Origin of the sequence: Methanomassiliicoccus sp., from assembly GCA_033485155.1 — an archaeon.
In the GTDB taxonomy this organism is placed as follows: domain Archaea; phylum Thermoplasmatota; class Thermoplasmata; order Methanomassiliicoccales; family Methanomassiliicoccaceae; genus UBA6.
Genome location: JAWQJJ010000005.1, coordinates 151436 through 169920, shown reverse-complemented (window position 1 = coordinate 169920; position 18485 = coordinate 151436). Strand labels below are relative to the sequence as shown.

Here is an 18485-nt window from a genome sequence, read left to right as displayed (position 1 = left end):
ACTTATACCCCCATCCTCATTAGACAACCATCCAGTAGGGTAGTTAAAATGCTAGACGAGCTTGACAAGCGCATCATCGAGGAACTCTGCATATCCAGCCAGGGCTCCTACCGTCAGATCGCCAAGAGGTTGGGGGTCCACCCCACCACTCTGATCCAAAGAGTGAAGAATCTCGAGGAGCAGGGCATCGTAAAGGGATACCGAGCCAACGTCGACTACCTGAAGCTAGGATATGAGTTCATGGCCCTGGTGCATATCTACACCGAGGGAGATATCCTCGACGTGCAGGCCAAGATCAAGGCGATGGATAACGTGCTCGCCATCTTCGACGTCACCGGGGAATGCGATTCGGTCGCCTGGGTGGCCTGCAAAAACCGCGACCAGTTCTCTGACCTGATCAAGCGCATGCTTACCATCCACGGCATCAAGAAGACCAACACCTACGTGGTGCTGAACATGATCAAGGATCCCTACCAGTTCATCCCCGATCTGAATATCGCCGGGGACCATCAGGATGAGATCCTATGATCGGGTCTCGGGCCCAACCCAACCCATATTTCTTTCACACTATCGATAATTGAAGGCCCCGCACCGAATGGTTTATCTTGGGGCCACATATTTGGACGACCGCGACTTCTAAAGAGGTCTGGAAATGATGAGGACACACACCTGCGGAGAACTGCGCGCCGATCATCTGGACAAGCATGTACAGCTGGCCGGCTGGATCAGGTTCTCCCGAGACCATGGCGGGGTGCTCTTCTTTGACCTGGCGGACGCGTACGGCACCACCCAAGTGGTGTACGACCCTGAGGCCATGTCGAGAGGGGACGGCCGCGAGAGCCTAGAGAGGATGCTCAAGTCCTTCGGCCGAGAGTCTGTAATCTCGGTCACCGGAGTGGTCAGGAATCGTGTGCCCGGGACCGAGGATTCTCGGAACCCCACCGGGCAGCTAGAGGTGCTCATCGAGGACGCTAGGCTGCTGAACTCTTCCCGACCCCTGCCCTTTGAGGTGGCCGATCAGAAAGGGTCCCTGTTGCCGTCGGAGGACCTCCGTCTCAAGTACCGGTTCCTTGACCTCAGGCGGACCCAGATGGCCAACAACCTGCGGTTCCGACATCGCCTTGTGGCCGCGGCAAGGCGGGCGCTTGACGATCTCGGCTTCGTCGAGGTCGAGACACCCATCCTGTGCCGCCAGACGCCGGAGGGAGCCAGGGACTTCATCGTGCCGTCGAGGATCTCGCTCGGCACCTTCTATGCGCTTCCTCAGTCCCCCCAGTTGTACAAGCAGATGCTGATGGTGGGAGGCATGGACAAGTACTACCAAGTGGCCCGATGCTTCCGGGACGAGGACTCGCGGTCCGACCGCCAGCCGGAGTTCACTCAGCTGGACGTGGAGATGTCTTTCGTGGACGACCGCGACGTGCAGGCGCTCATCGAGGAGGTTCTGTCCTCCATGTGGCGCGCAATCTACGGAACCGAGCTGAAAACGCCGTTCCCCCGGGTCACCTTCTACGAGGCGATGCACAGCTACGGCACCGATGCCCCGGACATCCGTTATGATCTCAAGCTCCGCGATGTCACTGAGATCGTCAAAGGAGCGAACTACGAGATCTTTAAGCGGATACTCTCCAAGGGCGGGCGGGTCGAGTGCATGAACGTCAAGGCCGATCTTATGAGGTCGACTGCTGGCGACGAGTCCGCGGTCGGCCGCAACGAAGTGGATAGGCTCATCGAGTGGGCTAAGTCCCAGGGCATGGGCGGTCTGACCTGGATGCGCATGACCTCCGAGGGACTGCAGAGCAACATCGTCAAGTACTTCCCCAAGGAGGTCACCACCGCGCTGGAACAGCAGATGAACGCCCAGGAGGGCGACCTGTTGCTGTTCCTGGCGGGCTCGGAGATCGCCGCGCTCAAGGCCGGCGGAGAGCTCAGGCGTAAGCTCGCCAAGGACCTCCGCCTAACCGAGGGCAAGGGGCATCAGTTCGTATGGCTGGTCGGCTGCCCGCTGTTCCAGAAGGACAGTGTATCCGGTCAGCTGGAGGCGTTCCATCATGCCTTCGTCCGGCCGGAGAACATGAATCTAGGGGAATGCAAGGACCTTACTTCCATCCAGGGGTTGAGCTACGATCTGGTCCTCGATGGCTCGGAGATCGGCTCCGGCTCGGTGAGGTGCCATGATCCCGAAGTCCAACGCAAGGTGTTCAAGCTCCTGGGCATGTCCGACGAGAAGATCGATAACGACTTCGGGTTCTTCCTCGAAGCCCTGGGTTACGGTGCCCCGCCCCATGGCGGTATCGCCCTGGGCGTCGACCGCTTGGTCTCCATCCTGCTGGGCTGCGATACCATCCGCGAGGTCATCGCCTTCCCCAAGAACAAGAAGTTCCAGTGCCCGATGGACGGCTCGCCGGCGAAGGTGGAGGAGGGCAAGCTCTCCGAACTCCAGCTCCTCTGCCTGGTAGGTGACGAAGAGGACGAAAAGAACTAAACCCTTTTCTCTAATTCCTTTTTCATCCTTTCTGCGACCACCTTGGAGGAATATTTCCCCCTCATCGCTTTCATCACCTGGCCGATGAGGAAGTTGGCCGCCCGCTCGTTGCCCTGGTAATCCTTGACCACTTCAGGGTGCTCGTCAACTAGCTGGACGATGATGGCATCGAGGTCCCCTTCATTCTCGCCCGGAGCCTCTGCTTCCTTGCCGCTGGACAGCGCCGATATGCGCATCCGCCCCTCGCTGTCGGTCATCTCGCCCGAGGCAACGGACACAACGATGTCGACGATGCCGCCCTTCAGATCGAGGAGGCGACCCCTGAGGTCTTTCCAGCTCGAGCTGAGGGGACCCATGGTCCAGCTCATCGCCGCCTCTCCCCCCACCTTGGCGGCGAGGATTTCGAACATGTCTGCCAGGGCCCAGTCGGTGAGGACGATCTGCCGGGCGGCCTGATCGCCCATTCTCCACTCCTTCGACAGCCGGGCGGCGCGGACCAGAGGGGTCTCGGGGATAGCCATGGAGGCGGCCAGGGGACCTATGCGGTAGGTGCCGAGGTCTGGTTCTCCGATGTAGCCGTAGTCCTCCTCGAACTCCTTCTCCCGGCCGGGCATGGTCACTCCTCGCTCCTCGTCGAAGTGCCGGGTCTCCCGTACGATGCGCTTCCCCGCGGCCAACATCTTCGTCTGCCGGTTGACCTCGGATTTCAAACCCTTCTCCACGTTGCGCATGCCGGTGATGTTCTTGATCTCCACCCTCTCCTCGCCCACCGAGATATTAGCATCGACCCGCATGGTCTGCTCCTCCCCGGTGACGCCGATGAGGCGGCGGAGCTCGATGATGAGGTCGGTGAGAAAGTCCCTTGCCTCGGCCGGAGAGCTCATGTCCGGTGCGGTGACGATCTCGACCAGGGGAATGCCCGAGCGATCATAATCGACCAGAGCGACCTCTTCTCCGGAACGGCCGACCCTACGTATCCTGCCGGGGTCCTCCTCGATATGGACCCTCCAGATACCAATGCTCCTCCCTCCGACCGTGAAGTGGCCGTCGGTGCCCAGGGGCGAATCGTACTGGGTGATCTGGAAGTTCTTGGGAAGGTCCGGGTAAAAGTAGGTCTTGCGGGCGAACCACACTCGGTCGGCGATCTTGCAGTTTAAGAACTTAGCGATCAGCACGCCCATCTCCAGGGCCTGGCGGTTGAGGAACGGCCGGGAACCAGGCAGTCCCAGGCATGTCGGGCACACCGAGCTGTTGGGGGTCTCACCGGCGGTGGAACACCCGCAGAACAGCTTGGACCGGGTGGGCAACTGCACGTGGATCTCTAGACCTATCTTCATACCATCACCTCGGGAAAGCGGTAGTGGAATTCTTCCTCCCAGAAGCGGGCGAGACCCACCAGCGAGCCCTCGGTCCACTGTGGGGTCACCGCCTGCATGCCGACGGGCATCCCATGGGAGTACCCGCAGGGCAGCGACAGGTGGGGCATTCCAGCGAGGTTAGGGGGAACGGTAAGGAAGTCGGCCTGGTACATCTCCAGCGGCCGCATGCGGGCGATCTCATCGAACCGCGGGGCGACAAAGGGCATGGTCGGCGTCAGGACGGCGTCGCAGCTGTCGAACACCCTGCGGTACTCGCGGATGATCAGCTGCCTCACCTGCAGCGCCTTCATGTAGTAGCGGTTGCGGAACCCCACCATGCGCGAGAAGGTTCCGAGAAGGATCCTTCTCTTTGCTTCCGGCCCGAAATCCTCCGACCGCGTCTGGGCAAAGAAGTCGTTGAATCCCTGATCGAACTCCTGGTTCATCGCCCCGAACCGCATACCGCAGTAACGCGCCAGGTTCGTGGACGCCTCTGAGGTCGCCAGGATATAGTAGGCAGGGATGGCGTAGCGCAGCGAGGGCATCTTGACCTCCCTGACCTTCACGCCGTTTCTCTCCAACTCCTTGAGGGCCTCGCGGAACGATGCCGCCACCTCAGGTGACAGGCCGACAAGTGCCTCGTCCGGCACCGCTACTGTTTCCACCTCGCCTCTCATATCGAGTACCGGCTGGGTGAGAGAGGTGGGGTCTTTGGGGTCGGGACCAGAGATCACCGGCAGGTATCGTTCCAGGTCCCGGGCCGTGCGTGTCAGCAGCCCGACCTTGTCCAGCGAGTTACCGTAATCGATCAGTCCCCAGCGCGACACCCTCCCGTAGGTCGGGGTGAGGCCGATGACGCCGCAGAACGCGGCAGGGCAGGAGATTGAACCTCCGGTGCTGACTCCCAGTGCGACGTGCTGGGGGATGAGCGAGGCCGCGGCGGCCGCTCCGCCCGAGGACCCTCCGCAGCTCCTTTCCGGATCGAACGGGTTGCGCGGCACCCCAAATCCGGAGTTGGTGCTGAAGGTGCCGAACCCGAACTCGTCCATGTTGGTCTTGCCAAGCAGAAGCCCGCCGCTCTCCCTCAATTTCCGGATGGGCGTGGCATCGAAGGGCGGCCGATATCCCTTCAGGATCCTGCTCCCCGCCCGGGCTTGGAACCCGCGCGAGCACAGGTTGTCCTTGGCCGAGAAGTGAAATGTTCCCTGATCCAGTGCCAAGGGGTCCTCGAGACGCTCGCAGAAGACTTGATGCCTCTCGTCGATCGACCTTAGCTGGTCGGCGGTGGGGAAGGTGGTCACGATAGCCTCGGCCCCCTTACCCAGTCGTCCTTGGTGCCCATGACCTCACGCAGCTCGGCGGGGTCGGAATCGCGGCAGACCACATCTTCGCGCAGGATGTCCTCGACCTTGATCGGCCCGAGGTCGTACTCCTCCACCACTGGTGCCTCGTCGAGCACCGCGAAGGCCTCGATGATATCCTCCAGGTCGGCAGCGTACTGCTCTATCTCCGCATCGGTGAGCTTTAACCTGGCCACCTTAGCAACCTTGCTTACTGTCTCCCTGTCCATCATTCAATTCTCCTGGCTTGGGATGCCCTTTAGCATTAGGGCATCGATATTTAACACTATCCGCGGGCACGGCCAGGCCACCTTGCGGGGACCCGAGTTCGGGAACATATCGAAGGCCGGTAGGCGCACCCCTCCCCAGGCACGTGCCAAAAGAGGTGCGCCTAGACCTCGTCCAGGAGACATCGGGAACGCTCTTCTCGTGGATATCGCCGGAGACCCATGGAGCAATAAGATTTATCAATTCCATGGCCTTACATCAGAAATCATATCGAAGGTGATATCCTATGGCTGAGGAGAGTTCCGACAAGCTCATGAAACAGGCTTATCAATTGCTCGGAGAGGGCGATTATCAGAAGGCGTTATCAAAGTTCGAGAAGGTGACCAAGACCGATGCAAGCAACGCGGAGGCCTGGTTCGGCAAGGCTGAGGCGGCTGTCCTGGTGCCCAAGGTGAAGACCGAGGACATCCTGGCGGCTTACAAGAAGGCCGCCGAGCTGGACCCCAAGAACCCCATGTATCATAGTTCGATGGGTTCGTTCTGCGTGGAGGCCGGACTGTTCAACGACGCCGAGGCCGCTTACAAGAAGGCCGCCGAGCTGGACCCGGACAACGCCCCCTATTATTACTCCGAGTTCGGGGTGGAGTACTTCAAGCGTGCCCCTGTGGTCATGGAGGCCTACATGGACGACAAGACCGAGGAGATGGTCATGAAGAAGTCCCTGAAATACCTGCTCCTGTCCATCGGTCTGGACGAGGCGGGCGCGCTGGAACTGCTCCAGCGCAAGTAAAACCCCTTACTCTTTTCACAGCAGGCCGAGGCGCTTCAATCCGTCGATGACGCCGTCGGCGTGGTTGTACGGACTCACATACTTCGCCACGGCCTTGGCCGCCGCTGAGGCGTTCCCCACAGCGACGCTCTCACCGCATTCCCTCAGCATCCCCACATCGTTATCGGAGTCCCCGAACGCCGCAATCTGGGAGAGGTCGATCCCCACTATCTCCGCCAGCTTCCTGACTCCGGCCAGCTTGCCATGCCCGGGGTCCATGATATGAATGGCGAAGCCGGTGGCCTCGATGGTGACGTCCCAGTCCTTCAGCTCATCCCGGACTCGGTTCAGGTCAGCCGATCGCCGGAGGGCGACCTCAGTGCGCCTCCAGTTGTCAGTGAACAGGCGCTCCACGGGCATTCGGGAGCGGAGGTACTCATATGCCCTCTCCGGCAGGACGCCTTCGGAGACCTGAAATATCTGCTCGCGATACGAGACCACTCCGCCGTTCTCGGCCACTATGGGCCCCTTCAGTCCCAGATACGTGGAGAGGCCGTAGGCCACTGGCAGCACGTTGCCGGAGGCCAGGCTGACCGGAACGCCTCGCTCCTGGACCTTGCGCAAGGCCTCGATGCCCGACGTAAACATCACCTTGTTCATGTCGGTCAACGTGCCGTCGATATCCACTACCACCGCTTTTATGCTCATTCTCGGTTCGCCGCTCCGGCCATCGTGGGAGCGACATAAATCGTTATCCCACCCATGAGGTACCGGGTGGCCGCTTTCGTTCCGACGATTAGGATATATAACTTGAGCCCTCATTTATCAACGTCCGGTTTGACCGTTCGGTGAGGAAAACTCAACTCAGTACGGACCGGCGTCGATAGGGGGTAACGACGCGGATGGGATTCAACCGATGTTCCATGGCGGCAACGCTCCAGACCTATCGGGCGTGATATTGAATAAGGGCAGGGATCGAACGGCTTGATCAAGGGGGGGGCGTCATCATGATGGTGGAGATCGAAGGTAAGGAACATCTGGGTGAGGCGACGAACAATACGGTCAAGGTCTTGCTGGTCGAGGATAACAAGGGGGACGTGCTCTTGATGAAGGAGATGTTGGCCGAGTCCCGTTCGGCTGAGTTCGTGCTGTCCTCGGCGTCCCGGCTGAGCGAGGCCATCAAGTCGGCAGAGACCAATCCTCCCGACATTGTCCTTCTGGACCTCGGGCTGCCGGACTCGGGCGGCCTAAGGACCTTGGAAACGATGAGCGCGAGCCTCACCAAAGTGCCGATCATTGTGCTCACGGGCCTGACCGATGTGGAGCTGGGGGTCAAGGCCATGACCATAGGGGCGCAGGACTACCTGGTCAAAGGAGAGGTGGACAGCGCCGGCCTGGAACGGGCGATACGATACGCTATCCAGAGGAAGAGGATGCTGGAGGAGCTGAGAGAGAGCAACGACCGGTACGTCAGCCTGTTCAAGGAGAACCACGCGGTCATGTTCCTGGTCGACCCGGTGGAGAACAAGGTAGTGGATGTCAACCAGGCGGCAGTGGACTTCTACGGTTATGATCGGGAGGAATTCATCGGCAAGGGCCTGATGGATATCCGGTGCCCGGAGGCCGCGCCGACGGAAAAGGAGCCGCTCTTCATCAAACACCGGCTGGCCGACGGCCAGCTGCGCGATGTTGAGGTCATCACCGGCCCGATCCACATCGAGAACCGCACCTACATGTACTCGATCGTGCACGACATCACTGACCGCAAGCGGGCCGAGGAGGAGCGGGCCCGTCTAGCCCAGGAGGTGGAGGAGCAACGGGGGATGCTGCAGACGGTCATCGAGAACGCCCCAGCCGGCATCCTGGCGCTGTCGGGCCATGACCTCAAGGTGCGGTGGGCCAATCAGGCCTTCGCTGAGGTCTGCGGAGGCGATCAGTGGTCGGAACTGATGGCCGGCAAGCCGCTCACCCATCTGTCGTCCCCGCCACTTCGGCTGAACGAGAAGGTTCAGGCCGTGCTGAGGACCAACACCCCGACCAACGAGACAGAGGTCGAGACGGTCATGGTCAACGGCAAGCCCACCTTCCTTCACACCTCCATCGTGCCTATCCAGCTGAAGGCGGGGGAGAAGGGCGCCCTGGTCCTCCTGACCGACGTGACCGAACAGGTGTCGGCAAAGAACCGCATGGAGGAGATGGCAGTGCGGGCGGACGCCGAGAAGCGGTGGGTGAGGACGATCCTCGACAACCTCCCAGTGGGGGTCAACGTCTCCGACATCAACGGACGGACGACGATGAGCAACGACCTGATCGACACGATCTGGGGAGGTAGGCTGCCCGCCCTGTCCAGCTTGAAGGACTATCGTATCCTCAAGGCTTGGTGGGCCGACAACGGCATGACTGTTCGGCCGGACGAATGGCCGATCGCCCTGGCCATCCGCAAGGGAGAGACGCCGGTAGGGAACGTCATCGATATCCAGAGGCTCGACGGCAGCCGGGGAACGATTTTGTGCTCGGCCGCCCCCATCCGGGACGGCGAGGGCAGGATCATCGGTGGGGTGAGCGTCATCCAGGACATCACCCGGCAAAGGAAGCTGGAGCATGACGCCATCGAGGCCAAGGAGCAGGCGGAGTTATACATCGACCTGCTGTCGCACGACATCAGCAACATGAATGCCGCCGTTTCCTCGTATCTTCAGGCAGCGGTGGACAGGATCGACATCGATCAAAGGAACATGCACTTCTTCACCAAGTCCCAGGAGATCTTGGCCAACAGCAACGAGCTCATCGAGACGGTGCGCAAGATCCAGAAAGTGGAGAGCCACGACTCGAGGTACGGGCTGGTAGATCTGGGGTGGTTGCTGGAGGACGTACGCTCGGAGTACGAGCACTACCCCGGCCGGGAGGTCAAGATCAGCTATAAGACCTCGATCAAGAAGTATGTCATGGCCGGGGAGCTGCTTAGGGACGTGTTCACCAACCTCCTGAGCAACGCCATCAAGCACTCCACCGGGCCAGTGGAGATCTCGATCGTGCTCAACAAGGTCTTTGAGTCCGGAAGGGAGTACTACAAGGTATGGGTGGAGGACGACGGTCCAGGTATCCCTGACGATCTGAAGAGCAAGCTGTTCCAGCGAAAGATGAGGGGGCGCACCAAGACCACTGGCAGCGGCCTCGGCCTATACTTGGTAAGAAAGCTGGTGGAGGATCTCAATGGCCGAGTGTGGGTGGAGGACCGCGTTCCTGGAGATTCATCCAAGGGGGCGCGGTTTGTGGTCCTCCTCCCGGCCGTCACCAGCGAGGCCAAGTCGATGCTCTAATTGCGTTCGCTGCGCAGCATCCCGAGGCTGGTAACCCTCTCGGCGAAGGCGTTGTGCTTGTGAATGGACTCCTCGCTCTCGCTGCGGACGGTGATCTGAACCTCGTCGGGTAGGCCCTCCAGCCGTACCAGCAGCTTTGCGAGCATGGTCCTGACCACGTCCTCGACGAACTTAGGTTGCTGGTGGGCCTGCAGCACCACCGCCGCCTCGTCCGACCGTTTCAGCACCTCATAGGTCGCCGAGGAGAAGGACGACTCCACCAGATCAATGAGGTCGTTGGCCTCCACATCGCACTCCTCGGGCACCTCCACCAGGACGGTGGCAATGTTGCGCTGGTTGTGGCTGATGACCGGCAGGTCGTTCTCGAAGGTGATGCTGTTGCCGTACTGCTCCCGCACGGTCTCCATGGCGCACGGGCAGGCGGTCATCCCCACGACCTCGACCCCGATCGTCTTCTTCAAGCCATCCGCGTTCCTGCTGACGGCATTGGCCATGATCTTGAAGGCCTCGAGGTTCCGTTTTCCGCTCGGTCCAGGCCGCTCAACGAAGTAGTCGGCCACCAGGTGGACCTCGGCGTAGGTCGAGTACTCATGCTTGTCCCGCAATGAGCGGCAGATGTCCGCCGCCACCGTTTCGATCCCCGGGATGGCCTCGACCATGCTGCGGTTGACGGTCTCGTTGATGGCCTCGAGGTTCCGGGACAGATGAGACCCCTTCTGGGTCGCCGGGAGGTCGACGAAGACGTCGATGGTGCAGAACAGGATGTTGTTCCTGCCGGCCCTGGTGATGCGTATCGGCTTCTTGACTCCGGTGACCCCTACCCGGGTCAGCATGTAGCCGTTGGCCAGCTTGCGGTTCTGAACGTCGGTCGTAATATTATCACCTTATTATGCATCCGAGTTTAACCGCTGTAGGTCAATATAGATTATGTAGCTACAGCCTAAGGGCGTAGCTACCTTGCCGGGCCTTGGTGGCCCCGGAGCCAGCTTCTCCGTCCGCTCCCCGGCGGACCGCCGTATGGCGATCGCATCGCCCATCTAGGTTACCGTCCCCGGGTTCGGGCGATCGACCGGACTTGCTCGGTAGTCCGACCTCGCCCGGGGCAATCCCTCTCGTCGATATCGCTATATATGGTGAGAAAATTGGGCGGTGCTGTGATCTGCGGGGTTGACGAGGCTGGCCGCGGCCCGGTGATGGGGCCCCTGGTAGTGGCTGCGGTCATGGTCGAGAACGACCGGGCCCTCAGAAAGCTCAAGGTGAAGGACTCCAAGCTCCTCTCCCACCCGAAGAGGGAAGAGCTGGACCTCAAGATCCGGGAGATTGCCATGGTGGAGGTCTCCGTCGTCACCGCGGCGGAGATCGACGAGTTCATGAAAGGCGATACCCTCAACGTCTTGGAGGTGGAGCGCTTCGCCGCCCTCATCGAACGCCTTCACCCGGAGCGAGCGTTCGTGGACGCTGCCGATGTGGTCGAGGAACGCTTCGGCCGCAACATCATGGATCGCATCACCTGCCGACCGGAGCTAGTGTGCAGCCATCACGCCGACGTCAAGTTCCCGGTGGTGTCCGCCGCGTCGATCGTGGCCAAGGTGTTGCGGGACCGGACCATGGATACGATTCAGGAAGCGATTGGACGCCCCATAGGTTCCGGGTACGCCCACGATGAGGTGACCCTCGCGTTCATCCGCGGGTGGCTCAAGGAGAACGGTTCGTTCCCCCCACATGTGCGGACCTCCTGGAAGACGGCCAAGGACTTATATTCACTAAGCAAGGTTACCAAGTTGACAGATTGGACGGATGGATGATGACGGTAGAGCCACAGCTTCAGGAACTTATAGCGAAGTTCAACGACAAGGTCGAGAAAGACGAGAAGATCCGCAACGAGCTCAAAGGGGTGGACCGCAAGGTCCTCATCGATCTGGAGAGCGAGAAGTACAACTTCCACTTGCGCAACGAGAGGGTCAACGACTTCCAGACGGGGGAGATAGCGGACCCCGACATCACCATCCTGTCCGACCCGGCGACGATGGAAGGCCTTATCTCCGGCAAGATCAAGCCCATGAAGGCAGTGGCGCTGAGGAAGCTGAAGCTCAAGGGCAGCATCGACGACATGCTTCGCCTGAGGAGCCTCTTCTGAACCGTGCTCGGTCGAGAGGCAATCTCACAAAGCTTTATATGGGGTCTTGCAATAGCGGGACTACATAGCGGGGTGGGGTAGCCAGGACATCCCGTCGGGCTCATAACCCGGAGACCGGTCGTTCAAATCGACCCCCCGCTACTCTTTCTTTACCTTTCGATATGGTTAATTGTCGGTATTGTCCTAGGATATCTCGTGGATGTCTCCGAAATTCTTGACCTCATCGCCATGTTCCTGGCCTACTCTGGCGTCCTGATAATCGCCTACGGCGGGGTGGTAGCGTTGGCCCAGACCGTCATCCGGGGTGTCAGGAAGGGGAAGGGGCAGACCTTCACCCGGATCCGGGGAGAGTTCGCCAAGAAGATCATCTTCGGGCTTGATTTCCTCATCGCCTCGGACATCGTGAGCACGATAAACGCTCCGAACATTGACGAGGTCATCCGCCTTGGAGGCATAGTCCTCATTCGTACGGTGCTCACCTTCGTGCTCTCCAAGGAGGAGGCCGAGCTCAGGGCCGAGGAGCGGGAGATGCTGATGTCACCAGGCATCCCGGATGACCACCACCTGCACAGCAACCCATGAAAATGCTAAATGCCAGGTTGCTGCTCACGAGTAGCATGAGACGCGTGCGACGGCCCGCCCCCGAGGTCCTGATAATCGGTGGTGGTGTCACCGGGACGGGCATCGCCAGGGACATGGCAATGAGGGGGGTGGAGGTCCTCCTGGTTGAGGCCGGGGACCTGTGTGCCGGGGCCTCGGGAGGAAACCACGGGATGCTCCACTCTGGAGGCCGGTACGCGGTAAGGGATTCCCAGGCTGCGGCAGAATGTGCGGCCGAGGGGGCGGTGCTCAAGCGCATCGCCCGCTATTGCATCGAGGACTGTGGCGGTTTGTTCGTCTCCTTGCCTCCAGATGACCCGGAATATATCGGCGCGTTCCTCACCGCCTGCCGCGGGGCTGGGGTGTGGACGGAGGAGATAACCGCCGAGGAAGCGTTCCGGGACGAGCCCAATCTGAGCCGGGAGGTCCGCTGGGCAGTCAGGGTGGCTGACGCCTCGATCGATCCTTTCTTCCTAGCATGGGGGAACGTGGAGTCGGCAAGGGAGGCCGGGGCGGAGATTCACACACACCTCCCCCTTCGTTCCCTCAAGGTACGCGAGGGCCGCATCGCCGAGGCGGTCCTGGGTATCGGGAACCGAACGGTGGCCGTCCGGCCGGAGATGGTGATCAACGCAACCGGAGCCTGGTGCGGCCGGACCGCGGCGATGGCCGGGGTGAGGATCGACATGCAGTTAGACAAGGGAAGCATGATCGTATTCAACGGCCGAACGGTGAATGGCCTGGTGAACCGCCTGCGGTCGCCGTCCGACGGGGACATCATGGTCCCCCATCGCTCCTCCACTATCCTGGGGACGACATCGGGGCCGGGGGACCTGGATGACGTCCGGGCGACCCGGGCGGAGGTCGAGAGGCTGACCAGGGAGGCGACCGCAGTCTCCCCGGGGATGGCCACCGCCAGGATGGTCCGTGCGTATGCCGGGGTCCGCCCCCTGCTGTCGACAGGAGGAGTAGGGCGGCAGGCGTCCCGGGGCTTCAGCATCATCGACCATTCAGAGGATGGGGTGGACAACCTGGTGAGCGTGGTAGGAGGGAAGCTGACCACCTACCGCCTGATGGCTGAGAAAGCCTCCGATGTGGCGATGTCTAAGCTGGGTAAGCGGGAAAGCTGCCGCACCATGCTCGAAGAGATCCTTCCGCCGATTAAGGATAGTTCGACATTCCTCCGGTCAATGATGGCCTCCAAGTACGGGGGGCTCGCAGATGCCATCTGGTCCTTCTGCCAGCGAACGCCGCTAGGAATGGATGAGGTGTGCTCGTGCGAAGGCGTCTCCCGGGGGGAGTTGGAGTACTTCGCCTCCTCCCCTGATGTCCGGTCCCCGGCGGACCTCATGCGCCGCACCCGGGCGGGGATGGGATTCTGCCAGGGAGGACTATGCGCCTTCCGCCTGGCCGGGGCCCTGGAAGAGGGCGATCCGGCGGAGGGAGCGTTGGCCTTCATGGATGAGCGGTGGAAGGGAGTGGATCCGGTGTTGCAGGGGGAGCAGCTCAGGCAAGAGGTCTTCCGGGCCCACCTTCTGCGATGCTACGGGATCGATCACACCAAGGGAGGGCAGCGATGATCGCCGGGGCGTCCTGCGATGTACTGGTCATCGGCCACGGGGCCGCCGGGTGCGTGGTCTCGGCCGCCCTGGCCGGCAGAGGACTGGACGTGATAATGGTCGGTCGAGGGACCACGGCAACGGAACTGTCCACGGGACGAATCGCTCTGGGAAACAGCAGGGCGGCCGATATTCTCAGGTCGGCAGGGCGGGACCACGGTCTCTACCTCTCCGGACAGGAAGGGGAAGCGGTCACCAACGTCGGGACCCTGGGACACCAGGACCTGACCTCGAACCACGACTGGCTAGCCGTTCCTGGGGACCGGGTGGCGGTGCTGGGGCTGAGGGGCAACGAGGACCTGGACCCAGACCTGGCATGCCGTTCCCTCTCCTACCGGGCCCCATCAACGGAGTGCGCTCCGCTGTGGGCCGACCCTGGCATCGCCCGATCGGTCGACGCCGGCCGAGGCATTACTCTATCGGATGAGGCCAGGGAGGCGATCGACAGGCTGAGTGGCATTATCTCGGAGGTAGGTCCGGAGACGGTGGTCCTTCCCCCGTTGTTCGTCGGTCCGCTCTACGATCATGCGCTCACCGTCTTGGAGAGCGCCAGCGGCCGAAGGGTGCGTGAGGCGGCAACCCCGCTGTCGAACCCCGGCCGACGGCTACAGGCCTGCCTGGAGGCCCATGCCATCCGGTCCGGCTGCCGCCTCCTCGCCGGGCGTGAGGTTCGGAGTATGAGGTTCCATGGCTCTCTGGCGGCCTCGGCGGAGGTGACCTCCGGCCTCCGCGAGCAGACCATCCAGTTCCGTGCCGCAGTGTTGGCTGCGGGAGGCCTTGTCAGTGGCGGTCTGGTCGTCAGGGAAGAGAGGGCAGTCGACCCCCTGGGGCTCTTCGCCGTGGGGGGTCCGCAGGGGTCCGAGACCGGCCTTCCAGTGCTCTCCGCCGCTCTGTCCGCAGGTATCCTGGAGCAGGACGGGCACGTGCTCCGCGCCGACGGAACGAAGCTGAAGAACGTGATGGTGGCCGGCTCATCGCTCCCAGGCCAGTCCTTCGTCCTGGGAAAAGGTATCGGAGAGGTCGTCTCCTCGGCCCTCCGGGCCGCCGAGCTGACCGCGGAGGCGCTATGACCGAGCGTGTGCTGGACGGCTGCATCAAGTGCGGGGCGTGCGTCCGGGTCTGCCCAATCATCGCCCAGCAGGGCCGGGACGCCTTTCCCGGTCCTCGCCGGCTGGCGGTGGAGGCTCCCCGCTTCGATGGTGAGCTGCATGCACTGCGTTCGTCCCTCCTGTTGTGCACTACCTGTGGCCGCTGCGAGGAGGTTTGCCCCTCCCGCCTGCCCCTACCTCAAGCGCTCGTGAGGGTGCGCTCCCTCGTCCTGGAGGGCGATGAGCGGCCGGAGGGGCAGGAGCGTATGATGGAGAACGTGGTCGCCACCGGGCGGACCGTCGTTCCCTCCGGACCGCCGGCCTCGGTCCCCACGACCGGGGACCTCATGCTCTTCCCGGGATGCATCGCCCACGCCCGCCTTCCCGAGACCATCGTCGCGGCCCTGAGGCTCCTCCGGGCTGCCGGCGCTCGGCCGTACATTCCCGAAGGATGGGCATGCTGCGGCTCGCCCCTGGAGAAGATCGGCGCATCGTCGCTGGTGGAGACGGTGAAGGGCATCAACTCTCGCGTCCTCGGTGTCGCGAAGGTGGTCACTACCTGCCCGGGGTGCACCGTCCAGCTACGTACCGCCCACGGGATGGATGCCTGGCATATCATCGAGCACCTGCACGCCGTGGGCGGGGTGCCGGGAGACCTTTTCGACCCCCACGCCCCGCCGGTCCGGGCGGCATTGCACCGCCCCTGTCACCTGGCCCGGGTGGTGGGACCGCATACCATGGAAATGGCAAGGGATCTGCTGGCCCGGGTTCCCGGGGTTGAGGTCGTTGAGTACGATGGCCAGGATGATTGTTGCGGCGGGGGCGGGGGAGTCGCTTCTTCCCGGCCGGAGGTCGCCGAGGCCATGGCTCGGAGGAAGATCGGCTCAGCCCGCGATGCCGGGGCCGACCTGCTTCTCGCGCCCTGCCCCTTCTGCGTCGTCAACCTCCGCCGGGCGGGAGGCATGGAGGTCCAGGACCTCACCGTTTTCTTAGCCGAAAGATTGGGCCCAGGACAGAATAAATAAATAGGTACACTCCCTGCGCAAGCCCGTTGAACAAAGACCAGTATCTGTGCTTTACCTGCTTGTACTCTGACAAGAGGCCCGAGGCAGGGGTGAACGAGGGCCTGATCTACTGCCAGTCGAAGAAGCTGGTGGTCAGGCCCAAGACCCAGTGCGAGGTCTACGTCCGGGCGACCGCGCAGAACCGTGAGAGCTTCAAGGCCTCGATCTATGGCACCATGGCGGCCGAAGAGTTCGAGTGATCTCATAGGTCCCGGTCAGGGACCTCCTTTTTTAACATTTTCAGGCGATTATCATCGCCACTCTAGCACGGAGGGCGATTGCTCGCTTGTCACCTGCTTAATCTCGAATGGTATCCATTGCGAGGAGGTCACGCAGCCCCGCATGTTACGTACCCGCATCCGCCGGTTGAGCTCTTCGTCGAACTTCAGCTCCAGCACCCCGTCGGCAATGGCCATCAGGTGATTCACCGTCCTCTCGTCGTGAACGCCCTCGTGGATGGTGAAGAACGCGGTCCCGAACTCATTGCGTATGCGGGACGAGGAAATCTGGAAGAACTTGAGTACGACGTTGGACTGGTTGTACAGGAACAGCGTGGACAGGGAGTGAATGATGATCTTCACCGGCCGCTTGGTGCTCTCCGCCAGGGCCGATATGTTGAACATGATGCCCTCGAGGTCCGAAACCCTTCGGATCTCGGTACCGTTGCAGCTGGTCGGAGCGTCCGAGGAGCCGAGCAGGGAGGAGTGATAGTCGATGATGAACAGATTGCGGCCCAGCACCTCCGAGGAAACCCCGAACGAGGTCATCACGTTCAGCAGATCGCTCGGCAGCAGGTCCACGGTAACGAATATCACCATGCTATCCTGCTCCATCCAGTCCTTCGCGATGCTGACGGAGAACTCCAGCATCCCGATGCCCGGGCTCCCGATCATGAGCATGGCCGAGTGCTCGGGAAAGGTGGCCTTTATCAAGCGCTCACCTCAGAGGATGCGGGCAAGGGATACATCTCCTCCGGCCTCCTTCTCTTCGAAGTTGAGGGCATAGCACTCGGTGAACGGTTCCTCGCCGTAGAGCAGGACCGTGCCCCCGATGCGGTCGACCTTCAGGTGAGTGGTGGCCAGGTCGGCCAGGCGTCCGGTGGCGGCGCTGGAGGATGGAGCCAGGGCGACGAAGATGCCGTTGTTCCTGCGCACCAAGGCGAGGAAGTCCATCAGCTGCTCGCTGACATCATTGCCGTACATCGACTGCATAGTGTCGAAGCCCATCAGCGTCAGTAGGGGCTTCTTCGCGCTGCTAAGCGAGTACTCGATGTTCTGCCACTTGAAATCCAGGAACGCGTTGGCACCTTCCACGGGCACGACGCAGCCGCCGATGCTCGAGGTCATCTGATCGGCCTTCTCGGGTATCCTCACCAGGCGGTCGACCTCTGTCCCCTGAAGATAGCGGGCGATCTTGGCTCGGGCATTCTCCGCCGATGCTTTCCGCATGGGGACCCACAGTACCCCCCGGCCGAGGGAAACGAAATTGCACACCAGTGACGATTCGAGCTCGTTGCTAACCGTCGTCGGGACCCCCTGTCCCAGTTCGATGAGGGTGATCGATCCCTTCTCCAGGCCGCCGTTCAGCGATACGTCCAGGTCCCCCAGTCCGCAGGACACGCGCTCCTCGCGGTCGGGAATCGGCTTCCACTGGCCGCGGGGAGGATGGGCCGACTGGCGGTGGTTATAGCTGAATGTCTGGATGCGCCCGCCGTCAAGGGTAAAGATGAACTTCGGCTGCTGGATCTCGCAACCTCTCAGCTTGACCACTTCCAGCTCCCGGAGGCGCCGGCGGTTATACTCGGTGGAGGAGAAGTTGACGACCCCGTCTCCTAGGTAGTCCATCTCCGGGTTGGAGGTCTCCAGTACGAACATGACGTTGGAACCGTAACCCTCCACGATGTCCCTCTGGATCGTGGTGATGAGCTTGGAGCAGCCGATGTTGTACTTATCGGCCAGGGCGTCGATCGAGTCGATGACCACCAGCCCCTTGGCCGGCAGGTTGCCTTCGATGCAGCGATAGAGCATCTCCAGCTCGCCCAGGTCCTTACCTATGGAGATGGCGAGACCGCCGACCTTCGCTATCTCCATCGGCGGGTTCTTCACTCCCTTGAGGTCGCTCAGCCCGGTTCGCTTCACCCCATCGCCCTGATTCGAATCAGAGAAGCTGTCTGTACGCACCAAGTGGTTGCTCTTCTCCTTGAGCCAGCTGAACTGTGTCAGCAGGCTGGCGTCGGACACTCGGGTCGAATGGTAGAACCCCCATTCCACCGGGGACAGCTCCTCGATGGTCTGAAGCGCGAAGGTGGTCTTGCCAGCACCGGCCGTGCCCCGCACGATCAGCGAGTGCCCACCAGGATTGGTGAAGAACTGGTAAACCTCGGCGGGTATCTTCAACCTCATCGGCTCTTGCATGGAATGGCCTCTTTTTAACTAAAGGCCTGAATAAAAGCCCTGGGGAGCGGTTTAAACCTTTGT

18 protein-coding genes and 1 tRNA gene are annotated in these 18485 nt (G+C 61.6%); 12 read left to right on the top strand and 7 right to left on the bottom strand.

Features of this window, described 5'->3' with window-relative positions; all coding sequences use genetic code 11:
- Positions 1-48 precede the first annotated feature (48 nt).
- Both SA339_09190 and aspS read left to right on the top strand, forming a co-directional pair.
- The gene (locus tag SA339_09190; GenBank protein ID MDW5563387.1) at positions 49-528 is read left to right on the top strand and encodes an Lrp/AsnC family transcriptional regulator; all 480 of its coding nucleotides are present in this window, start codon (positions 49-51) and stop codon (positions 526-528) included.
- Between the two features lie 124 nt (positions 529-652).
- Positions 653-2485 carry an aspartate--tRNA ligase gene (gene aspS, locus SA339_09185; GenBank protein MDW5563386.1) on the top strand — a complete coding sequence of 611 codons (1833 nt, stop codon included), beginning with the start codon at positions 653-655 and terminating at the stop codon, positions 2483-2485.
- Here the strand turns inward: aspS and gatB are convergent.
- The 3 genes from gatB to SA339_09170 are packed head-to-tail and all read right to left on the bottom strand — an operon-like array spanning position 2482 to position 5413.
- Positions 2482-3822: an Asp-tRNA(Asn)/Glu-tRNA(Gln) amidotransferase subunit GatB gene (gene gatB, locus SA339_09180; protein MDW5563385.1), complete on the bottom strand. Its 1341-nt coding sequence runs from the start codon at positions 3820-3822 to the stop codon at positions 2482-2484. The two genes, aspS and gatB, sit on opposite strands and share 4 nt — an antisense overlap.
- Complete coding sequence (locus tag SA339_09175; GenBank protein MDW5563384.1) at positions 3819-5144, bottom strand: amidase family protein; 1326 nt, start codon at positions 5142-5144, stop codon at positions 3819-3821. Before SA339_09175 ends, gatB begins: the two co-directional genes overlap by 4 nt.
- Complete coding sequence (locus SA339_09170) at positions 5141-5413, bottom strand: aspartyl/glutamyl-tRNA amidotransferase subunit C (protein ID MDW5563383.1); 273 nt, start codon at positions 5411-5413, stop codon at positions 5141-5143. Before SA339_09170 ends, SA339_09175 begins: the two co-directional genes overlap by 4 nt.
- 284 nt (positions 5414-5697) lie before the next feature.
- Between SA339_09170 and SA339_09165 the strand changes: the two genes are divergently transcribed.
- Positions 5698-6201: a tetratricopeptide repeat protein gene (locus SA339_09165; GenBank protein ID MDW5563382.1), complete on the top strand. Its 504-nt coding sequence runs from the start codon at positions 5698-5700 to the stop codon at positions 6199-6201.
- 15 nt (positions 6202-6216) lie between these two features.
- On the opposite strand, the gene SA339_09160 is transcribed toward SA339_09165, so the two are convergent.
- A complete protein-coding gene (locus SA339_09160; protein ID MDW5563381.1) occupies positions 6217-6888 on the bottom strand; it encodes a phosphoglycolate phosphatase in 672 nt (223 codons plus the stop codon).
- Positions 6889-7187: 299 nt separating this feature from the next.
- Here SA339_09160 and SA339_09155 point away from each other — a divergent pair, with 299 nt between their 5' ends.
- On the top strand, positions 7188-9500 hold the full coding sequence (locus SA339_09155; protein ID MDW5563380.1) for a PAS domain S-box protein: 2313 nt from the start codon (positions 7188-7190) through the stop codon (positions 9498-9500).
- Here the strand turns inward: SA339_09155 and mptA are convergent.
- Positions 9497-10375, bottom strand: a complete 879-nt coding sequence (gene mptA / locus SA339_09150; GenBank protein ID MDW5563379.1) for a GTP cyclohydrolase MptA — start codon at positions 10373-10375, stop codon at positions 9497-9499. The two genes, SA339_09155 and mptA, sit on opposite strands and share 4 nt — an antisense overlap.
- Positions 10376-10654: 279 nt before the next feature.
- Here mptA and rnhB point away from each other — a divergent pair, with 279 nt between their 5' ends.
- The 8 genes from rnhB to SA339_09110 all read left to right on the top strand — a co-directional run bounded on the left by rnhB (position 10655) and on the right by SA339_09110 (position 16208).
- Positions 10655-11305 (top strand): ribonuclease HII, encoded by a 651-nt coding sequence (gene rnhB / locus SA339_09145; protein ID MDW5563378.1) that lies wholly within the window; start codon positions 10655-10657, stop codon positions 11303-11305.
- The gene (locus SA339_09140; GenBank protein MDW5563377.1) at positions 11305-11637 is read left to right on the top strand and encodes an SCP2 sterol-binding domain-containing protein; all 333 of its coding nucleotides are present in this window, start codon (positions 11305-11307) and stop codon (positions 11635-11637) included. The genes rnhB and SA339_09140 overlap by 1 nt, the downstream gene beginning before the upstream one ends.
- A 66-nt stretch (positions 11638-11703) precedes the next feature.
- Positions 11704-11778: transfer RNA gene (locus SA339_09135), tRNA-Met, on the top strand.
- 54 nt (positions 11779-11832) lie between these two features.
- On the top strand, positions 11833-12219 hold the full coding sequence (locus SA339_09130) for a DUF1622 domain-containing protein (GenBank protein ID MDW5563376.1): 387 nt from the start codon (positions 11833-11835) through the stop codon (positions 12217-12219).
- Between the two features lie 35 nt (positions 12220-12254).
- Complete coding sequence (gene glpA, locus SA339_09125) at positions 12255-13817, top strand: anaerobic glycerol-3-phosphate dehydrogenase subunit A (GenBank protein ID MDW5563375.1); 1563 nt, start codon at positions 12255-12257, stop codon at positions 13815-13817.
- Positions 13814-14926, top strand: a complete 1113-nt coding sequence (locus SA339_09120) for an FAD-dependent monooxygenase (GenBank protein ID MDW5563374.1) — start codon at positions 13814-13816, stop codon at positions 14924-14926. Before glpA ends, SA339_09120 begins: the two co-directional genes overlap by 4 nt.
- Positions 14923-15969, top strand: a complete 1047-nt coding sequence (locus tag SA339_09115; GenBank protein ID MDW5563373.1) for a heterodisulfide reductase-related iron-sulfur binding cluster — start codon at positions 14923-14925, stop codon at positions 15967-15969. The genes SA339_09120 and SA339_09115 overlap by 4 nt, the downstream gene beginning before the upstream one ends.
- Before the next feature lie 26 nt (positions 15970-15995).
- Positions 15996-16208, top strand: a complete 213-nt coding sequence (locus SA339_09110) for a hypothetical protein (protein ID MDW5563372.1) — start codon at positions 15996-15998, stop codon at positions 16206-16208.
- A 51-nt stretch (positions 16209-16259) separates the two neighbouring features.
- Here the strand turns inward: SA339_09110 and SA339_09105 are convergent, their stop codons facing one another.
- Positions 16260-16940, bottom strand: a complete 681-nt coding sequence (locus SA339_09105; GenBank protein ID MDW5563371.1) for an ATPase domain-containing protein — start codon at positions 16938-16940, stop codon at positions 16260-16262.
- 9 nt (positions 16941-16949) lie between these two features.
- The gene (gene gvpD / locus SA339_09100; GenBank protein ID MDW5563370.1) at positions 16950-18410 is read right to left on the bottom strand and encodes a gas vesicle protein GvpD P-loop domain-containing protein; all 1461 of its coding nucleotides are present in this window, start codon (positions 18408-18410) and stop codon (positions 16950-16952) included.
- Between the last annotated feature and the right edge of the window lie 75 nt (positions 18411-18485).

Bases quoted from the DNA above. Each gene is read 5' to 3' on its own strand.
- SA339_09190 (MDW5563387.1), top strand. From the start codon at position 49: ATGCTAGACGAGCTTGACAAGCGCATCATCGAGGAACTCTGCATATCC.
- aspS (MDW5563386.1), top strand. From the start codon at position 653: ATGATGAGGACACACACCTGCGGAGAACTGCGCGCCGATCATCTGGAC.
- gatB (MDW5563385.1), bottom strand. From the start codon at position 3,822: ATGAAGATAGGTCTAGAGATCCACGTGCAGTTGCCCACCCGGTCCAAG.
- SA339_09170 (MDW5563383.1), bottom strand. From the start codon at position 5,413: ATGGACAGGGAGACAGTAAGCAAGGTTGCTAAGGTGGCCAGGTTAAAG.
- SA339_09165 (MDW5563382.1), top strand. From the start codon at position 5,698: ATGGCTGAGGAGAGTTCCGACAAGCTCATGAAACAGGCTTATCAATTG.
- SA339_09160 (MDW5563381.1), bottom strand. From the start codon at position 6,888: ATGAGCATAAAAGCGGTGGTAGTGGATATCGACGGCACGTTGACCGAC.
- SA339_09155 (MDW5563380.1), top strand. From the start codon at position 7,188: ATGATGGTGGAGATCGAAGGTAAGGAACATCTGGGTGAGGCGACGAAC.
- SA339_09140 (MDW5563377.1), top strand. From the start codon at position 11,305: ATGACGGTAGAGCCACAGCTTCAGGAACTTATAGCGAAGTTCAACGAC.
- glpA (MDW5563375.1), top strand. From the start codon at position 12,255: ATGAGACGCGTGCGACGGCCCGCCCCCGAGGTCCTGATAATCGGTGGT.
- SA339_09120 (MDW5563374.1), top strand. From the start codon at position 13,814: ATGATCGCCGGGGCGTCCTGCGATGTACTGGTCATCGGCCACGGGGCC.
- SA339_09115 (MDW5563373.1), top strand. From the start codon at position 14,923: ATGACCGAGCGTGTGCTGGACGGCTGCATCAAGTGCGGGGCGTGCGTC.
- gvpD (MDW5563370.1), bottom strand. From the start codon at position 18,410: ATGAGGTTGAAGATACCCGCCGAGGTTTACCAGTTCTTCACCAATCCT.